At 33.5% G+C, this 20,137-nt stretch carries 12 protein-coding genes; 2 read left to right on the top strand and 10 right to left on the bottom strand.

Annotated features, from left to right (window positions below; all coding sequences use genetic code 11):
- Positions 1–44: 44 nt before the first annotated feature.
- From serB to FG167_RS14625, 6 genes are all read right to left on the bottom strand, one after another.
- A complete protein-coding gene (gene serB, locus FG167_RS14600; protein WP_203458961.1) occupies positions 45–1,268 on the bottom strand; it encodes a phosphoserine phosphatase SerB in 1,224 nt (407 codons plus the stop codon).
- Between the two features lie 22 nt (positions 1,269–1,290).
- Positions 1,291–1,776 carry an ABC transporter ATPase gene (locus FG167_RS14605; protein WP_203458962.1) on the bottom strand — a complete coding sequence of 162 codons (486 nt, stop codon included), beginning with the start codon at positions 1,774–1,776 and terminating at the stop codon, positions 1,291–1,293.
- A 72-nt stretch (positions 1,777–1,848) separates the two neighbouring features.
- Positions 1,849–2,640: a (Fe-S)-binding protein gene (locus FG167_RS14610; RefSeq protein ID WP_203458963.1), complete on the bottom strand. Its 792-nt coding sequence runs from the start codon at positions 2,638–2,640 to the stop codon at positions 1,849–1,851.
- A gap of 234 nt (positions 2,641–2,874) precedes the next feature.
- Complete coding sequence (locus tag FG167_RS14615; protein WP_203458964.1) at positions 2,875–4,188, bottom strand: (Fe-S)-binding protein; 1,314 nt, start codon at positions 4,186–4,188, stop codon at positions 2,875–2,877.
- A 12-nt stretch (positions 4,189–4,200) separates the two neighbouring features.
- The gene (locus FG167_RS14620) at positions 4,201–5,148 is read right to left on the bottom strand and encodes an MlaD family protein (protein WP_203458965.1); all 948 of its coding nucleotides are present in this window, start codon (positions 5,146–5,148) and stop codon (positions 4,201–4,203) included.
- Positions 5,149–5,203: 55 nt separating this feature from the next.
- On the bottom strand, positions 5,204–6,328 hold the full coding sequence (locus FG167_RS14625) for an N-acetylmuramoyl-L-alanine amidase (RefSeq protein ID WP_203458966.1): 1,125 nt from the start codon (positions 6,326–6,328) through the stop codon (positions 5,204–5,206).
- Positions 6,329–6,455: 127 nt separating this feature from the next.
- Here FG167_RS14625 and FG167_RS14630 point away from each other — a divergent pair, with 127 nt between their 5' ends.
- Together FG167_RS14630 and FG167_RS14635 are read left to right on the top strand one after the other, a co-directional pair.
- Positions 6,456–9,182: a putative LPS assembly protein LptD gene (locus FG167_RS14630; RefSeq protein WP_203458967.1), complete on the top strand. Its 2,727-nt coding sequence runs from the start codon at positions 6,456–6,458 to the stop codon at positions 9,180–9,182.
- A 197-nt stretch (positions 9,183–9,379) separates the two neighbouring features.
- Positions 9,380–9,760, top strand: a complete 381-nt coding sequence (locus tag FG167_RS14635) for a RidA family protein (protein ID WP_055444965.1) — start codon at positions 9,380–9,382, stop codon at positions 9,758–9,760.
- A gap of 180 nt (positions 9,761–9,940) precedes the next feature.
- Here FG167_RS14635 and FG167_RS14640 read toward each other — a convergent pair whose 3' ends face one another.
- The 4 genes from FG167_RS14640 to FG167_RS14655 form a co-directional block, all read right to left on the bottom strand.
- On the bottom strand, positions 9,941–11,191 hold the full coding sequence (locus tag FG167_RS14640; protein ID WP_203458968.1) for a DoxX family protein: 1,251 nt from the start codon (positions 11,189–11,191) through the stop codon (positions 9,941–9,943).
- A gap of 116 nt (positions 11,192–11,307) precedes the next feature.
- Positions 11,308–13,047, bottom strand: a complete 1,740-nt coding sequence (locus FG167_RS14645; RefSeq protein ID WP_203458969.1) for an amidohydrolase family protein — start codon at positions 13,045–13,047, stop codon at positions 11,308–11,310.
- 153 nt (positions 13,048–13,200) lie between these two features.
- Positions 13,201–14,718 (bottom strand): nuclear transport factor 2 family protein, encoded by a 1,518-nt coding sequence (locus FG167_RS14650; protein WP_203458970.1) that lies wholly within the window; start codon positions 14,716–14,718, stop codon positions 13,201–13,203.
- A gap of 129 nt (positions 14,719–14,847) precedes the next feature.
- Positions 14,848–20,016 carry an immunoglobulin-like domain-containing protein gene (locus FG167_RS14655; protein WP_203458971.1) on the bottom strand — a complete coding sequence of 1,723 codons (5,169 nt, stop codon included), beginning with the start codon at positions 20,014–20,016 and terminating at the stop codon, positions 14,848–14,850.
- Between the last annotated feature and the right edge of the window lie 121 nt (positions 20,017–20,137).

Genomic DNA, 20,137 nt, shown 5'->3' on the forward strand with positions numbered 1-20,137 from the left:
TATTTTGTAACAATAGTTACATAGTCGCAAAAAAATAAATAGCCTTACTCTATTAAATCGATATGTCTATCGTGATAGCCTAAAAGGTATAAAACACCATCTAATCCGATACTAGAAATAGAACTCTGCGCATTGTCTTTTACTGTAGGTTTTGCGTGAAAAGCGATACCTAAACCAGCTAAACTTAGCATTGGTAAGTCGTTAGCTCCATCACCAACAGCAATAGTCTGACTAATATCTATACCTTCTTTGATTGCGATTTCTTTAAGGTATTCTGCTTTTTTATTACCATCTACAATATCACCAAGATAACCACCTGTTAACACACCATCTTTAATCTCTAATTGATTAGCATATACATAATCCATACCTAATTCTTTTTGTAGGTAATGTCCAAAATAGGTAAAACCACCAGAAAGAATAGCTGTTTTAAATCCGTATTTTTTTAAAGTATCTATAAGTCTTTTTGCTCCTTTAGTTATTGGTAAATTAACAGCAACATCATGCAGTACATCTTCGCTTAAACCTTTAAGCAGCTTCATGCGTTGTTTAAAACTTTCTTTAAAGTCTATTTCTCCTTGCATGGCAGATTCCGTAATGGCTTTCACTTCGTCACCAACACCGGCTAGTTCAGCAAGTTTATCTATAACTTCTGCTTGAATTAATGTAGAATCCATATCAAAACAAACTAAACGTCTGTTACGTCTATAAATATTGTCTTCTTGAAAAGCAATATCTACATCTAAATCACGAGAAATTTGCATGAATTTAGCGGTAAGCTCTGGCTTGCTTTGGATTTTCCCTCGAATAGAAAGCTGAATAGATGCACGTGGATATTCCTCTTCTCTCACCAAAGATGTACGACCTGTCAGTCTTTTTATAGCATCGATATTCAGGTTTTGTTCTGAAACTACTTTCGTTACTTCCGATATTTGTTCTGCCGCCAATTTTTCTCCTAAAATGGTAACGATATACCGATCTTTACCTTGAAGGGAAACCCATTTCTCATAATCTTCAAGAGATATTGGAGTAAATTTTGCAGTCACACCAAGTTCATAGGCTTTAAAAAGTAAATCTTTTAAAACTGCTGCTGATTTTTTTTTAGAACCGATTTCAAAAAGGAAACCTAAGGAAAGTGTATCGTGAATGTTTGCTTGACCAATATCTAAAATCTTAGCTCCATAATCTGCTAAAACACCTGTTAAACTTGAAGTTAGTCCTGGTTTGTCTGGTCCAGAAATGTTTAATAAAAAAATTTCGTTGGTCATGCTTACTGTTTATTTACTATCCTTAATTTAAAAATCTACTATGCCAACTCTCACTAGCAGGCACCTCCCAATTTTCTTTAAATTCGGCAACCGTATTTACTAGATTATTAAAAACAATAGTGTTTTTAGAAACCGCTTTATCTTTAGCCATTTTTCTGAAATCGGTTAATGTCTTGTATGCAATGAATTCTCCTTGCTTGTAAGAAACATTCATTTTATCCATTAAATCAACGTTGTATTCTTTTTCTAATTGTTGAATAAAATGAACAGACGCATCAATAGAACAGCCCGTTGCATTGTTCATGTCTTGATTTAAACCAATAACGATAAAACGCTTATAAATAACAGTATATCCTGCTTGCAAATCTGCGCCATGTGCCGCCCAGTTTTCGACAAATATATTTAGCTTATTTGAAATTTCTTCTATTTCTTGTTCGGTAAAAGAACGGTTTGATTGGTAGATCCAAACACGAGATTCTTCAGGTAATGTATTAAATTCTACTAGCATTTTCTTTTGATAAATGAATATGAATTAACGATTGCTGCTTTTATTCTATTGCATTCGTAATTAGTATTAGTCTTATAAATTCTGTGAACTTGCAATTAGTTCTGCAATGTCCATCACTTTTATTTGTGCTTCTTTTTCTTTTACTTTAACTCCATCGGACATCATTGTCATGCAATACGGACAAGCCGTTGCAATAATATCTGGATTAGTTTTTAATGCATCTTCTGTACGAAGCTCATTAATGTCTTTATCTCCTTTTTCAGGTTCTTTAAACATTTGTCCGCCTCCTGCTCCACAACATAATGCGGTTGCTTTGTGACGTTTCATTTCTACTAAATTAGCATTTAGCGAACCTAAAACTTCTCTTGGTGCATTGTATTCGGAGTTTGCTCTACCTAAGTAACAAGGATCATGAAAAGTTATTTGTTTTCCTTTATAATCACTTTCTTTAATATCTAATTTATTAGAATCTATTAATTGCTTAATAAATTGGGTGTGGTGCATCACTTCATAAGTACCACCTAAACCTGGATATTCATTTTTTAAACAGTTGAATGCGTGTGGATCACAAGTTACAATGCGCTTTACCTCATACATATTTAAAACCTCAATATTCATCATGGCTTGCATTTGGAACAAGAATTCGTTTCCTGCTCTTTTTGCTAGATCTCCAGTTGCACTTTCTTCGGTACCTAGAACTCCGAAATTAACTCCAGCTTTGTTTAATATTTTAACAAATGCTTTGGTGATTTTTTTTGCTCTATCATCATAACTTCCAGCAGAACCAACCCAAAATAAGATATCTGGTGTTTTACCTGCTGCCATTAATTCTGCCATGGTTGGCACGTTAAGTTGTTCGCTCATTATTTTAGCTTTTAGCTATTGGCTTTATAACCTTTAGCATGTGAAACTTGTTATTTATTTTTACTAATGCTTCTTCTGTTTTCAAATTACTTTCGTTCCTGAAAGACTGCGTTAGCGATGGAGGCATTTGTTGAAGCTCTTTTTTGTTTTTCTCAAAAAAAGCGACTGCCGATAGCGCGACCCTTGGGTAACGCCCAACTACGCTAAAGCTTCGTTGGACACGCCTAAATTATTTTATTCGTTTTTCCAGTTTAATCTATCTTGCTGATTGTATGGCCAAGGCGCTCCGTTGTTTTCAATATTGGTCATCATATTGTTTAATTCTGTAGGAGCATCACTTTTTTCCATTACCAAATAACGACGCATTTCGATAATGATAGATAATGGATCGATACTTACCGGACAAGCTTCTACACAAGCATTACAGCTAGTACATGCCCAAATTTCCTCGTTGGTGATATAGTCGCCTAATAGTTGTTTACCATCCTCTTTAAACTCGCCGTTGTTTGCATCTATATTTTTCCCAACTTCCTCTAGACGATCTCTAGTATCCATCATGATTTTTCTAGGCGAAAGCTTTTTACCTGTTAGGTTTGCAGGACATTCGCTAGTACATCTTCCGCATTCTGTACATGTGTACGCGTTTAGTAATTGTACCCAAGATAAATCTTGTACATCACTTGCTCCGAATTTCTCTGGCACTTCATCTTCTGCTCCTTCTGGTGCTGCTGCAAATGGATCTGCATCTGGATCCATCATCATTTTTACTTCTTTAGTTACAGATGCTAAGTTGTTTAATTCTCCTTTATTATTTACACGACCATAAAAGGTATTTGGAAACGCTAAAAGAATATGTAAATGCTTAGAAAAGTATAGGTAATTTAAAAAAGTTAATATACCCAAAATATGTAACCACCAAGCTGCTCTTTCTATGAAATGTACGGTACCTTCTGCCATTCCAGAAAATAATGGTGCAATATATTGGCTTATTATGTTTCCAGAATTCATGTCTTGAAAATGAAGATCTGTAGCATTCATCACAAGGAATAAGGTCATTAATACCATTTCGAAATACAGAATGATATTCCCATCGCTTTTTGGCCAACCTTTCATTTCAGGTTTCCAGAAACGCGCTAATTTTATAATGTTTCTTCTTATCCAGAAAATAATTACTGCAACGAGTACTAATAGAGCAAGAACCTCGAAAGTACCAATTAAAAAGCCATATACCGCTTCTGGTAATACGCTAGAAAAAATACGATGTGTACCAAAAAGACCATCGATTATAATTTCTAAGACTTCAATATTTATAATAATAAAACCTACATATACGACAACATGTAAAAATCCGGAAACCGGGCGTTTCACTAATTTACTTTGCCCTAGAGCAATGTTTGCCATGTTTTTCCAACGTTGTGATTTATTATCACTAACATCTACATCTTGTCCTAACTTTATATTTCGGACAAGTTTTTTTACATTTTTTGCAAAATAGCCAAGACCAACAATTAGTGCAATGGCAAATATTATATTTGGTAAGTAATTCATGTATAGGTTGGTTTATTGTCTTTCGCTTTCTGGTTTTATGTATCCTGCTTTGTCTTTTTTACCAAAAACAGATACTTTTATATATCTACTTGGATTTAGTTTAAAGTCTTGTAATAACTCTTGTAGTTGCTGTGAGGCTACTTCTAAGTTGGTATACAACTCGTCATCTGTAAGTAGTTTACCAAGCGTACCTTCTCCTTTATCTAAATCGGATAAAAGCGTATTTACATTGAGTAAAGTTTGGTCTAAGGTTTTCACGGTTTTAGATAATTCTACATCTTTTAAATCTTCGGAAAGCGCTCCTAAATCTTTACTTACTTTATCAAAATTAGTAAGCATAGAAGTTAGCGTTTCATCATTTTTAGCAATTAGAGAATTGAAAGAATAAGATAATGTTTTAAACGACTTTATAGTAGCGTTCAATTCGCCAATAGCATTTTTCAAGCCTTTTTCAGAATCGTCTTCTACTAATCTATTTAAACTTACTAAAAGAGAATCTGCAGATTCTAGAGTACCATCTAATCCAGAACTCAATCCAGAAAAGTTACTAGTTAGGCTTTTTACAAGACCTTCTTCTACTTCCGAATGCAAGAAATCACCATTTTTTGCAGGAACTCCTCCTTCCGTTGGAATAATTGCAATTCCGTTTCCTCCCATTAAACCTAGTTCGTATAGGCGCATTTTACTGTCTTTAGAGAATTTCAAGTCTTTATCTATAGTAAAAGCAACTCGTGTTTTACCAGATTCAAAATCATATTTAATGCTATTTATTTTACCTACATTATTTCCTTTAATAGTAACAGGAGATGATGGTGTAAGTGCATTATAATCAAACTCTGTGTAGAATTCATTTTTGGGTTGAAAGATGTTTACTCCTTTCAAATAATTGATACCTATTATAAGGAATACAACTCCTGATATAACAAGTATGGCAGTTTTAACTTCTCTAGATAACTTCAACGTATATTGGATTGGTTATGAAACAAAATTAGAAATAAATTTACAAAGAACGACTCTAATTAGCACTTGTTTTTAAGGCTTGGTCTAGTGTAATTTTTTTTCCCTCTTTAAAAGCGACGACAAAACAGGAAGTATATCCTTTCTTTTTAGCATTGGATTGCAGTTGCTTCGCTTTGGTATAGTCTGATGTGTAGCCATGAAAATACTTATAAAGATTCCCTTCTTTTTCTCTAGAAACATCGGGTAAACCTTTAAAATTATATGCTTTTGGCGCTAATTTTCTAGAACTAGCGGCAATTTGCACTTTAAAAACTACATTTTTCACAATTTGTTCTGGTTCACTACTAACACTAGGAAATTCTTCATCTACTTCTGGTGAGAAAACAAATTCGCCTATATTTTGATCTAAAGAAGCTTTATAATCTGAAATAGCATCACTAATAGATTTCGAAATTTCTTGTTGTCCTTTCGAAGAGTTTAAATATTTACCTTCGGTACTATTGGTAATAAAACCAGTTTCAATAAGCACACTTGGCATATAGGTATTATGTAAAACCCAAAGGCTAATTTGCTTTACGCCTCTACTTTTTCTTTTTAATTTGTTTTGAAAACCTTTCTCTACCAAATCTGCCAACATGATACTTTGATCTACATATTCTTCCTGCATTAAGGTCAGTCCGATTAGGGATTCTGGAGCATTTGGATCGAAACCTTCATAATGTTTTTCGTAATTATCTTCTAAAAATATTACTTCATTTTCCGCTTTAGCTACATTAAAATTACGTGCGGTATTACCAACACCTAACACATAAGTCTCTGTACCAGAAGCTTGCGTATTATGCGCATTACAATGTATAGATACAAATAAATCGGCATCAGCATCATTTGCAATTTTTGCTCTTCCACGAAGCGTCACAAAAACATCTGTTTTTCTAGTGTAGATAACTTTAATGTTTTTATTTTTTTCTAAATTTTTACCGACTTGTAAAGCTACTTTCAAAGCAATATCCTTTTCTGTATACCCATTTTTTGTTGGTCTTCCAGGATCATGTCCGCCATGACCAGCATCTAACACTACAACAAACTTATTGGATTGTTGCGCATAAACATTGGGTGTATTAACAAAAATGGCTAATACTACTATAAGAGATAAAATATAAAATAATCTATTGGTTTGCATACAGATAATAACTATTTAAGGTTTGAATTATTTTAAATTGCTTAATATTAAATTAATCATAAAAAATATATGTAATTTTGGCAATTCAATAACCGAGCCATACTTTTACAAAAATACATTAAAAGCGTTGCGTACAAATAAATTTCAAATACTTTTTGCTTTAAGTTTTACCATGTTTATTAACATGTGTGGCTATGCACAAGACAGACCAAAATCTGGAGGAGAGATTGTACCTGCAAAAAAGGAAGATTCTATTACTGTTAATGTAAACGATGTTTTACAACCAAAGGCTAAGAATTCCACAGTGGAACTTACCGAAAAAGGAAAGGACTCTACCAAAACAGACTCGGTAAAACCAAAACCGGAGTTTCTTACCGATATTGTTACCTATAAAGCGAAAGACTACACTTCTTTTAGCCGAAAGGAGCAAAAGCTATACCTATATAATGAAGCCGAAATTTATTATGGAGACATGGAAATTAAAGCTGGAATTATTGTTATAGATTATAGTAAAAACGAAGTATATGCTGGAAGAGTTAAAGATTCTGCAGGTGTTTACTCGCAACATCCCGTTTTTAAACAAGGCACACAAATAGTAGAACCAGATTCTATACGCTTTAATATAGATACCGAAAAAGCATTAATATTTAACTCAAGAACAGAGCAAGCTGGCGGATTTTTTGACAGTGAAATATCAAAAAAAGAAAATGATTCTGTTTATTTTGTACGAAATGCAAAGTATACGACTTCCGAAAACAGAGAAGACCCAGAATATTACTTTTTATTACGGAAAGCGAAAGTGGTACCAGACGAAAAAGTAGCAACGGGATTAACAAATATGTTTATTTATGGTGTTCCTACTCCTATCGGGTTGCCATTTGCGTATTTTCCGTTAACCAAAAAACAGACATCTGGTGTTATATTCCCTAGTTTTGGAGAGCAAAACTCTAGAGGTTATTTTTTACAAAATGGTGGTTATTATTTTGCGCTTAGTGATTATATTGATCTAGCAGTCCTTGGTGATTATTATACCAATGGTAGTTATGGAATGCGTTTACAAAGTAAATACAATGTACGCTATAAATATAATGGTAGTTTTAGTTTTAAGTATGAAAACTTAATTACTAGTGAGCGAGGCTTCGAGGATTACGCAAAAAGCACTATTTATAATTTACAATGGTCACACAGTCAAGATACTAAGGCTAATCCGAACTCCCGTTTTTCAGCTTCTGTAAATTTAGGAAGTAGTAATTACTACCAAACATCGGTTAATCAAACAAACGTTTCCAATTTTTTAAATAATACGCTGTCTTCTTCTATCTCCTATTCGAAAACATTTCAAGGAGAACCACAAGTAAATATGAGTGCCACTGCAACACACTCACAAAACACCAATACAGAAAGTATTAGCATGACGCTACCTTCAATACAAGCAAGTGTTAGCAGAATTTTTCCGTTTGCTAGTGAGTCAGGAACAAAAAAAGGGGTTATACAAAACATTAACTTTCAGTATAATTTAAGTGCAGAAAACCAAATAACCACAACAGATTCGTTATTCTTTAAAAAAGAAATGTGGGACGATGCACTAACTGGTGTTAAGCATACCATACCATTATCTACCAACTTTAAGCTTTTTAAATATTTTAGTTTAAGTGCGAGTAGTAATTATGAAGAAAAATGGACTTTTAATACCATCAATAAAAGTTATGACACTGTTTTGGAAAAAGAAGTGACTACAGAAAAAAGTGGTCTTGACGCTTTTAGAACTTATAATTTTAGTACCAGTTTAGGAACTACTATTTATGGTATGTTTAATTTTGAAAAAGAAGGAGAAGATAAAAAAATAAAAGCGATTAGGCACGTTATGCGTCCATCGGTAAGTTATAATATAAATCCTTCATTTGATAGATATTGGGATTCATACGAAGTAGTAAATGCGGATGGAGAAGTTGAAGAAGAAGTTGAATTTTCTAGATTTGAAGAAAGCCTTTATGGTGCACCAAATCAAAACTTCTCTAGTTCTTTAGGTTTAAATCTTTCTAATAATTTTGAAGCAAAAGTAAGAGATAAAGACAGTACAGCAACCGAATCTAAAAAAATCACTTTACTTAACAACTTAAACTTTTCTACCTCTTATAATTTTGCTGGAGACTCTTTAAAATGGAGCCCAATGCGTGTTAGTGGAGGAACACAAATACTTAACGATAAAATGTCTGTCAATTTTGGAGCAGTTTTAGATCCTTATGCTTTAGATAATAATAACAGAAAAGTAGATGTCTATAATATAAATAATGGTGGAAGCTTATTTAGACTTACAAGTGCCAATCTTACCATGAATTACACATTAAATAGTAAATCATTTAGCGGAAAAGAAGATGAAAGCCGAGAAAATAGTAGAGACGAAACTTTAAAAAGTGGAGGACGAGGAGATGACCTTTTTGGTGTTTCTGAAGATTTTGCAGATCAAAGGTTAAATAATAATAAACAAGAAGATAAAGAACCTAGCGAGTTTTATAATTACAAAATGCCCTGGAGTTTACGAATTGCTTATGCGGTAAATTACTCTAATGGAACTAGGCAAAACGAAATTTCCTCACATTCTTTAATGTTTTCTGGAGATATTGAGTTTTCGCCACGGTGGACTGTTGGTGCATCTTCTGGTTACGATTTGCTAAACCAAGGTTTTACTTATACACAATTACGTTTTGAACGTGACTTACTAAGTTGGCGAATGAATCTTTCTTGGGTTCCGTTTAGTTCACGAAGTTCTTGGAATTTCTTTATTGGAATTAAATCTAGTATCTTGAAGGATATTAAATACGATAAGCAAAAAGCACCAGACGATCAACTGTAATTTTTAGTATTCCGTGTTCAGTCGCAGTTTGCCTTTAGTGGTAAAGAAGTAATTTATCATGCTTAGCTTGCCAAAGAATCTAATACTTATTTTTACCTAAAATTTAATACATTAGCACCTATCATGCTGAGCTTATCGAAGCATCTATATAAATAAAGTTTAATTAAAAGAGATACCTGCTTTTGCAGGCACTAAAGATGAAAAAAATAATCACTACACCAAACGCTCCTGCTCCTATTGGACCATACAACCAAGCTGTTTTATCTGGAAACACTTTATATACTTCTGGACAAATTGCATTACATCCAGAAACTGGAGAATTGGTTATGGACGATATTAAAACAGAAACTAAACAAGTTATGGAAAACATGAAAGCAGTTCTTGCTGCTGCAAACATGACTTTTGATAACGTGATTAAAACGTCTATTTTTATTAGCGACATGCACAACTTTGCACAAATAAACGAAGTGTATGGTCAGTATTTTGATAACGACTCTGCTCCTGCTAGAGAAACGGTTGAAGTTGCTAATCTACCTAAGTTTGTAAATGTGGAAATTAGTTGTATTGCTGTTTTATAAAAAAAGCTGTTGATACACTCCATAAAAACACCCAAAGACTAATGTAGTTTTTGGGTGTTTTTTGTTTTATAACGTATTGCAATATTGCACTTGTATTCTTTTAGATAATTTATTTCTAATACTAATTTATCTACAATTCCTTCCGAAGTACATATAGAAACATAGGTAATACTGCTATTTTTATTTATTATAAGGCCGCTCGTTAATCCAATGAAAACCGCGAGAATTGAGGTTGAATTTTTCATGATCTATCTTAGAGAAGTAAATTTGTAAGGTGTCTTTTTCTACAATTCCGTTTAATTCTAGAGACTCCGGATTTGGATTTTTATAGTTGAAATTAAAATCTAAAGCATCAGCTTCATCTTTGTACATCTTAATTTTTTGAGTTGTAGAATCGGTTCTAAATACATATTGATGTTTTAGATCATCCATGGTTTTTACCGTCGCTTTATCTTTTAAATCCGCAATTAAATAACGCCATCTATAGGTGTCTGTAATAAGTGGTTGCAGCGTATCTCCATTTTTAATAAAAGTGGAAGCTTCCCAAATACCATAAAGCAATGGTTTTTTCCTCGCTTCTCCTCTATGGCTTTCCGTGGTATAAAAATTAAAAGATATAAAAGCAATTAGAAAAAATAACCCAACCGATTTAATCCAAAATACAATTTTATGATAATCCGGATTTTCAATAGGCTTAAAATACATGTACTTTTCTACCGCCTTGTTTTTAATAAATACATCTATAAATCGGTGGTCGGTTATAAAAATAATAAAAGCCATTACAATGAGATGTATGGAAAATAATTTTACAGGTATATCATAACAAAAGTTCATCATAGCAACTTGAGTCATCACACCAATAATGATAAAGGAACCTATTGTTTGCGTGCGTCTTGGAATTAAGAATAAAGCACCAAGCACTTCCATAAAACCGACAAAAACGTTGAATCCCTTAGAAAACCCCATATATGTCCAAGCTAAACCCATTGGTGAAAAGTCACTTAACGGATCTAATAAACGCGTTAATGACGCTGCTGGAAACTGCAGTTTAAAGATTTTTACAAAACCATAAAGAAACATGGAAGCAATTAAAGCAACACGTAGAAACACTAAAAACCAGTAAAAAAACATGTTGTAGCTTTTACGCTTTCTATCTAAAACACTCCATATACTAGCAAGTATCACCGTAAAAACGACGGAAACAAATAGCGTTAAATAGGCATAAGTATGATCTCCACTACCTTTACCACTTACCGTATATTGGTAATCTATTTTAAAAATAGATGTCCCAATCGCTCTAAATGTCGTTTCAAAAAGCACTCCAAAAATGGTGAAAAACGTATATAACAAAAAGTAGGTAGATACTACTCTAAACAAAACTTTACTTGCTGTACTCCAGTGTTCTTTATAATCTTGAGTTAGTAGTTTCAATTGTGGTTGGTTTGTTGATTTCTAGATTTTATAAGTAGATAGCAAGTGGAATTTGTTACAGTAATATATCGATAGGCTCTTTTACTTCTATATTTTATCTGATACATTTCATTTTCTTACTGAATAAAATACACCTTTTTAATTTTATTATTTTCTATATGATAGATGGCTACTGCTTCCAACATTTCTTCTCCAAATTGCACAAGTTCTTTATCTATAACAATATTGCCTTGAACAATTCTTTCCTTTAATTCACAATGTAGATTAGGCATATTATCAAACATGCTAGCATATTGTTTTCTCATCGTTTCTTTCCCTGTATAAAGTAGTTTATCTGGATACATATACACAGCAACATCTTCGGCATAAGGTTCTAAAAAGGCATCAATATTTCTAAAATTATATGCGTTCAATTGTCGTTGTGCTAAATCTACAGGTGTGTCTTTTAGTAATTCATTCGGCTTAAAAACTTTGCCTTTATTGATAACGACATTAATTTTACTTACATTTTCTATGTCATCAATCGGATTTGCATCCAATAAAACAAGATTCGCTTTTTTACCAATACTTACCGTTCCGAATTCCGCTTCTTTATTAAATATTTTTGCGCCATTTATTGTAGATGCTTGCATGATTTTCCAAGTATTCATGCCACTTTTTTGCATCGCTTTTAATTCTGCTAAATACGAAGAAGCGTGTAAAGTTCCTATATTTCCAGCATCTGTACCCGTAGCAATTAAGACTCCTGCATCCGATAGGATTTTAAGATTTTCCATACTAATCGCATTCAACTTTTTTAAGTCATTAATGCTTTTTTCGGCGTTTGCATAGTTTTTGTAATTCTGAACTAGCGTAGTATCCGACAAATGTTTTAGATCCAATAAAGAACCTAATTGGTACGGATCTGCTTTTTGCAACTCGTGATTACTCATTTTTATGTTTTGACCGAATGTATTAAAATAGCCATTATTCACTATTAATGTTGGACAAATAATGGTTTTATTCCTTTTCATTAATTGTACAAAATCGTCCTTTAAAATCTCGTCATCTACACTATGTACTAAAAAATCGGCACCATTTTCAACGGCCAATTGTGCTGTAATACGTTCGGTTGCATGCACTGCAACTTTCAAATTGTTTTTATGTGCTTCTTCTATTATAGCTTTTATTATTGGCAGGTTTTTATGCGCGCTTTCTTCTACACTTAAACCATCCGCACCAGCGATATACCATATTTTGATAAAATCGGGACTATACTGCAGTTGTTCTTTAACGCCATGGATACCATCTTCTATAGTTTTAGTTAATGTAAATGGTTCGTTTATTCCTAAATTCTCGTATACTTCTGGTTCATACGTGGTTAATAAAGGTCCTGTGATAAAAATGGAAGGCGAAAAAGCTTTGTCGGTAAAATCTTTTCGCTGATTAAGGAAATGATAATTTGCACCTACATCTACCACCGTAGTAATTCCATTTTGAAGGTATCTTCTTAATTTGGTTTCCATATCGGTTTTTGTATAGGCGATTTCTTCGTCATAGCTCTTATATTTTTGTAAATTCATAACATCTGGACGCGTATATAATCCGCCATTTTGAAAAAAATGAATGTGTGCATCTACAAAACCTGGAAATAAATATTTATTAGAACCATCGATTATTATTGCCTTTTCGGGAACCTTTATTTTATTACTTTTTGCAATATTGGTAATCACATCGTTAGTGATAACAACTGTTTGGTTAGGAATTAATTTTTGTTTTTCTACATCTGCTATGGTAACATTGGTAATATAGGTTTGTGCAAAAATGGAAAATGAGGTCATTAGAACCGCGAGAACTATAATTTGTTTTTTTATCATTTTAATAGATTTTAAATTAATAGTATTTTTACTTAAACAGCACATAACAAATTCATAAACAAGTAGTTCAACACAGCACATAACCAATTTAGTAAATAAAAACGTATAAAAAAATCGGAAGGTTTTACTCCTTTTATTCCGTTCATTTTTATCTTACCGTATCGTAGTCATTTTCGAAATCTTACCATTTTCTATTTCATAAATAACAATCGCGTTAAAATTATCACCATTAACGGTCAGATATTCTTCGTCAATAACTACATTTCCAATAATTATTCGGTTTGTAATGTCGCAGTGTAAATCGGGTGTTTGTGCAAAAAAATCACTAAAAACGGTTTGTAATTGTTTTTTGCCCTGGACATAAATCTTATTTGGGAAGTCATACGCCACTACTTCGCTATCAAAGGTCTCCGCAAAAGCATCCATATTTTTCGCATTAAATGCTTCTAATTGTTGCTGAATAATAGCTTCTGCTTCTGGTAGTTTTTCTTTATCCTGAATGAAAGTCTTACTAACTATTTGTCCATTGCGGATTTCATATAGTACAGCACGATGATGCTCTTTACCGTTTATAATTATACGTTCTTTATCGATAACTATATTCCCTTTATGTATTCGTTTTAAGATTTCAACGTTAGCTTCCGGATTCTTTGAGAAAAAATCTTTATAGTCTGAAATTAGTTTCGATTTACCTTGGTATAATGTATCGTTGGGAAAGTTCTGAACAATTACAGGATCCGAATAATAAGATGCAAAACGCTCTAAATCCTTACTGTTAAATGCAAGGGATTGTTTTTCAATTAAAAGAACTGGTGATTCTTCAGATACTAGCGCCAAATGTTTGCCATCGGGACTTATTGCCATTCTAGAAATCCCATTTATTTCATTTTCCTGGAACTGATGTAGAATACTAATACTATCGTCTAAAGCATTCCATTGGGCGATTATTTTATCATCCGGAATTAAGATTTTGCTTTCAGATAACCAACATATATCGGTAATTAAGATAGGTAACGATTTGATGATTTTTATATCGCCTGTGATAGGATTTAAAGATTTTATGGTTGTGGCATTGTTTTCAACACTTATAAAACCAATTAGATTAGAATTTGGAATTTTATGTAAGGAACGTCCAACGTTTTTATGTACCGTTAGATTGGTGTTTTTATCTAAGTTAGATACCATTAAGTCCATGCTATCTTCTACTAACACCGCAGAAACCAAGATGTTTTGGTTATACCAAACGTGATAGCCCACTTTTATATCCTTTAAAAGGATTTGAGAAGTTTCGTTTGTGAAGTCGTAGCTATACAGTCTTTGTAATCCGTTTTTATCTAATCGAATTGCAGAAACAGTCTCCTTATTAGGAATTTTTAAAGGAGAATATTCGCTTCCGGAAGTAGTATTTGTTTTCCAAGCATTTTCATCTGTAGTTATCGTATAGCTTTTAATATCGGTCTGATGGTTTCTCGAGGAAGCGAAAAGAACCGTATTGTTGTCATAAAAATAAGGTTGGTTATCATAACCCGCATTATTTGAAATATTTTTCAGATGTACCAATGCGATGCTATCCTTAGTATTTATGATATCTAATAAAAAAACCTCTGTATTCGTTTGCGAAGAAAGGTGCATCGAGATAAAAACGAGGACTAGAAATATTATTTTTTTCATTTGTTATTTATTTTGATTTGATAGTCTGTGTAATCTAATACATTTACTCTAATTACTTCTAACGTATTTAACAAACCAGGATATAGTCTTTTTTTACCTTATCTTTTTTATTGAATTTCGGATTGTAATTTAAAATCTAACTATGATTTTTTTAGTAGTTATTCCTGTTGAAGTTTCTACTTTTATAATATAATTTCCTTCCGCTATTTGTTTCACAGGGATTCGTATTTCATTAGATAATGAAAGGTCATTAGCTTCCCAGGAATTAATTGTTTGTCCTAAAATATTAACTAAATATACTTTTTCTACATCTATAGCATTAGGAGTTTGTATCAAAATTTCTTTGGTGTCATTTAAGAAAGACAATGCTATGTTTTCAGGTTCTTGATCTACCGTATTCAGTGTTTCTGATGCTATAAAAGTAATATAAAATCTGTCGAGATAGTCTTGTGCTTCTAAGGTTATTTGAAAGTCTATACTATTAATATTGGTATAGCTTCCAAAAACAGCATCATACACAAATACATCCATATCGGGATCTAAATTCTCTAATCCTCTTAAGGAAATTTTTATTGTTCCTTCCGTGTTTAAAAAAACACCTAACGGATATTGTTTTGTAACATCCAACGTACCAACGCCTTGAATAATGTAAGGTTCATCCTCCATCATCCACGACATGTCATTTGGCAGGTTTTCGGTATTCAACGCATCATAGCCAAAATCAAAACCATCTGTTGCTAAATTATTAGGAACAAAAGCGAGCATTATGGGTCTGATGGCTTGTTCTGGAGATGTAAAATCAATACGCACTCTTTGCATAGCATCTGTTTCTGTGTTATTTTCTGAATCGTTTGTTGTTCGCATAAATACCGATCCGTCATTTAAACTTCCGGTAACCGATTCTTTTACAAAAACACGTTGGTCATTATTAAAGACAACATTCCCACCAGTAGTACTTCCTCTTACATTGAACCCTTGCCCTATTGGTATATATCGTTCTGGTATTTTTGAAGGTGCTCCTAAATCACTAATTTCAGGAGGTGAAACGGCAGGATTTCCTCCAGAAAAATTATAGGCTGCAAAACCACCTTGATAATCCACAGTTACATGTGTGTTATTGGTAGTGTAATGTTCCCAATAATAAATAGTCCCTAAAATACTTCCGCTATTGTCATTTATAAACGCGTGTGAATCTATAGCCGATGGATATGGATTACCAACTAAAGCTTCGTAATTAGGTGTTATACTAGAACTTATTGTACCGTTATTGGGCTTACCAACAAAGGTGTAATTTTGTTCCGCTACAGCGTTCCCACTACCTTTCATAAGAAAACCTAAACCGATCTCTATAGCATCATCTTCATTTATGGCATGCCAATCGGCATAAGAATTTAGCGGATAATTTTCATATAAATACAACCATCGTCTACTCATTGTAATTGGTGTAGTACTAGCATTTGCATTATGAGCGCTTGTCCATTGTACTGGTTGCGTTCCATCATATAGAATATTTTGTAATGCAAAAGAATTACCATCTTCACTTACAGGAGCTCCCCAATAATTATAGTTAAAATAGTTAGCAGTCCCTTGTTGGTCTCGATGTAATTTTCCAGTTCCGGAATAATCCACTACACTACCAATATCTTGAAGTAATTGCGATTCGCCCACTAATTTTAAAACGGTATCTACGCCATCTAAAATCAAGTAATCTGTAATACGAAGGCTTTGTCCATCTATAGGATTGGTATTTTCTATTCGTAGCGTATTTGCATTCACTTCTAAACCTAGTAAGGTTAGATTCCTGTCACCAGATGAAATGTTATGGGAACTTCTTACAATATTCCAATCGATATTTGAAGTGCCGTCTACTCCTAAACTATTTGGTATGTTTTGGGAATTGCCATATAACCATGTATTGGTGTTTGTCCAATCCCCATTGGAAACCGTTTGATACGGCAATGGTGCGGTTTCTGGCTGCAAGGTGGTCATATATCTTAATACCCCATTGATAGTATTTGTTAGGGATATTAAACTACCACCAGACAAATCTGTATTTTGATTCATTTGATAATAGCCATTTAAATCGGCCCATGAAAGTCCAGAAATAGTCAAAGGCAACACGGAACCATAAATTGGTCCATCTGCAATATTAGTAATTGGATTTAAAGATGTGATTTCCTGATTCATCATCTTTCTAATTTGCGTTACTGTTAAAGCAGTATCCCAAAGTCGAAATTCATCCATTCCTCCAGTAAAATAATGGAGCGGCTTAAAAGGAGCTATCAAAGCTTGATCCATTGCCCCTATTAGAAACTCCGAAGCATTTGGTATTGGTACAGCACCATTACTGCTGTTCACTTCTAATCCATCGACAAACAAGGTATAATTACCGCCACCATAAGTAAGCGCAATATGATGCCATTTGTTGGTATTTATTGGAAATGGTGATGCTAATGATTGTCCGTTATTCCAATGAAAAGAAACGATATTATTAACGACTCTTAAATCATAACCATCGATTAAATTGTTCGCTTCTCGTTTGGATAAAATGGTTTGCATATTGGTATTGGTAACATCTGATTTCACCCAAAGTTCCATAGTAAAAGCACTTCCTAAATCATAGTTATCCCGAAAGGTGATATTATCATCCACGCCATCAAAATCTAAAGCATTACAAGTAATAAATGCAATTGTGATACTATCACTAGTATCAACACAAGGTTCTGGATTGTCTATAGTCCAAGTTAAGGTATAGGTTTCTCCAATATCACCAATAAAAGTAGCTATTGGACTAGATGCATCCGAGAATGAAAATCCGCTTGTTTGCCCAGAAGTAACGGTCCATAAACCAACAGAACCACTACCTGTAATTGCATTTCCTGCTAAAAAAACTGTGGTATCTGTACAAATAGTATTAATTACATCAAGTCCTGCATCTGAGGGAGCATTATATTCATTCATTAAAATAGTTATGGCATTACTGGTTTGTGGTTGTGCACAAACAGATGTACTGGAAGTCATAATTACTGTTACCTCATCTCCATCTTGTAGTGTTGTAGATGTAAATGTATTGGAAGACGCTCCAACGGCATCCATACCATTTATTTGCCATTGATATACTGGAGTTGTTCCACCATTTATTGGAGTTGCCGTAAATAAAACGGATTCATTTTGACAAATAGTAGTAGCAGAGCTTATTATACTTACCGAAGCGTTCTCGCTCAAATCTGTAATAGTAACCATGGCATCACAAGAACTTGAGTTTCCACTATCATCTATTACTGTTAATGTTACGGTATTTAATCCTATATGACTACAATCGAAAATAGTTTGAGAAACATTAAAATTAAGACTACAATTATCGGTAGAACCACCATCTATATCCGAAGGGACTATAGTTAAAGTCCCTGTATTCGGATCTAATGGTAAACTAATATATTTACAAGTTGCAATTGGGTTTTCTAGATCGTTTACGGTTATAGTAAAGGAACAAGATGCTATATTTCCATGCGCATCGGTTAGTTCAAAAGTATTGGTAGTTATCCCTAAAGGGAATAAAGAACCAGAAGCCAAACCAGATGTTTGTAAAACAGTTTCTCCCGGACAATTATCGGTAACCGTAAGATTATAATTTACTAAAGCAGTACAACTACCGGCATCTGTATTCACAATGATGTCTCCTGGACAGCTGATTGTTGGCATTACCGTATCCACCACTTCTACTGTTCGAATAGCCTCATCAGCTAAATTCCCATAAATATCCATAACATTATAGGTTACAGGATATGACCCAACTACATTTACATTTAATGCAGAAGTATCAATAACAATATCGGAGGTGTAATCTATATTAAAACAAGGATCTATTGCTGTACCACCTAATTCTATATAAGGAGAACACAATTCCATTATTTGTGGGTTTGGATCTACTAAAACAATTTCAGGACCAGTAACATCAATAACTTCTATGGTTCTAGTAATTGGAGTTGCTGGGTTTCCGGAAGCATCTGTTACATTATAAATAACGGTGTACGTGCCAAGTGTACTTGTATCTACAGAAGAATTATCTACTACTACATTTCCTGAAATATCACCAAAACAAGGATCTATTGCTATTGCACCAAGTTCTGTATAACTAGAACAATCTCCTATATTCAGTGGATTTGGTCCAACTAAACTTAACGATGGGCTTGAAGTATCTATAACATTTACGGTACGAATAACTGGTGTCGCAGAAAGACCATTAGCATTTGTAACATTATACGTCACGCTATAAGATCCAACCTGATTTGTATTTAAATTCGAATCGTCAATGACAATATTTCCAGAAATATCTCCAATACAAATATCGTTTGCAGTAGCACCAAACTCAGTATACGTATCACAAGCTTCCATGGTAATTGGGTTACTTCCTAATAAAGTAAGCACAGGGATTTGGCTACTTACAACAGTTACATCGAAAGAACAGCTTACCATATTTCCATCTACAGCTGTTGCTGTGAATGTTACCGTTGTAGTTCCTAGAGGATAAACGCCACTTGCATTAGCTCCTCCACTATTAAAACTATTAGTTACGGTAGCAATAGAACAATTATCTGAAGCTACAACCAATGGTATTGTAACATTAGCTGTACATTGTCCAGCAGTAGCATTTACAGTCCTATTACTAGGACATGTAATTGTTGGTAGATCGTTATCTGTAACAGTCACATCTTGCGTACAGGTTTCAAAATTACCAGCGGCATCTGTGACGGTCCAAGTAACAGTTGTTATACCAACCGGAAAATTCCCACCTGGTGGAATTCCTGTAGGGACTGTCGATAATCCAGAACAGCCATCAAATGCTGTTGGAAATACGTTTATGGCATACATATCAACAAAGGCATCGCATTGCCCAGAATCATTAGTTGTAGTAATATCCCCTTGACAAACCACAATAGGTTTGATGAAATCATTAACTGTTACAGTAAAACTGCAACTATTAAAATTCCCACTTGTATCATCAATAGTATAAGTAACTGTGGTTGTACCTGCTAAAAAATTTTCAGAACTAGCATCATTAATACCAGTGCTTGCACTTGATAATACCGTTGCACCTGTTAAAGTATAGGTTTGTAAAACAATAGATCCACAATTATCTGAAGTCGTTGGCGCTATTGACCCAACGGCATGCGGACAAGGAGCAACAACATTTCCAGGGCATGTTATTACAGGTGGCGTAACATCTGGAGAACATTGGCTGTAAGAGTAAATAGATAAAAAAAATAAGAATATAAAATTCCCGTATTTTTTTTTCATTCTAATATTTTTAATCAAAAGATTCCCTTTAAAAATATAAAAAAATCTTTCTGTTGTTATAGTTATGCATTAATATGATAACTATTAAAGTTAAAAAGCAATTTGTCTAACCCTATCTAAA

The organism is Lacinutrix sp. WUR7, from assembly GCF_016864015.1.
Taxonomy (GTDB): domain Bacteria; phylum Bacteroidota; class Bacteroidia; order Flavobacteriales; family Flavobacteriaceae; genus Oceanihabitans.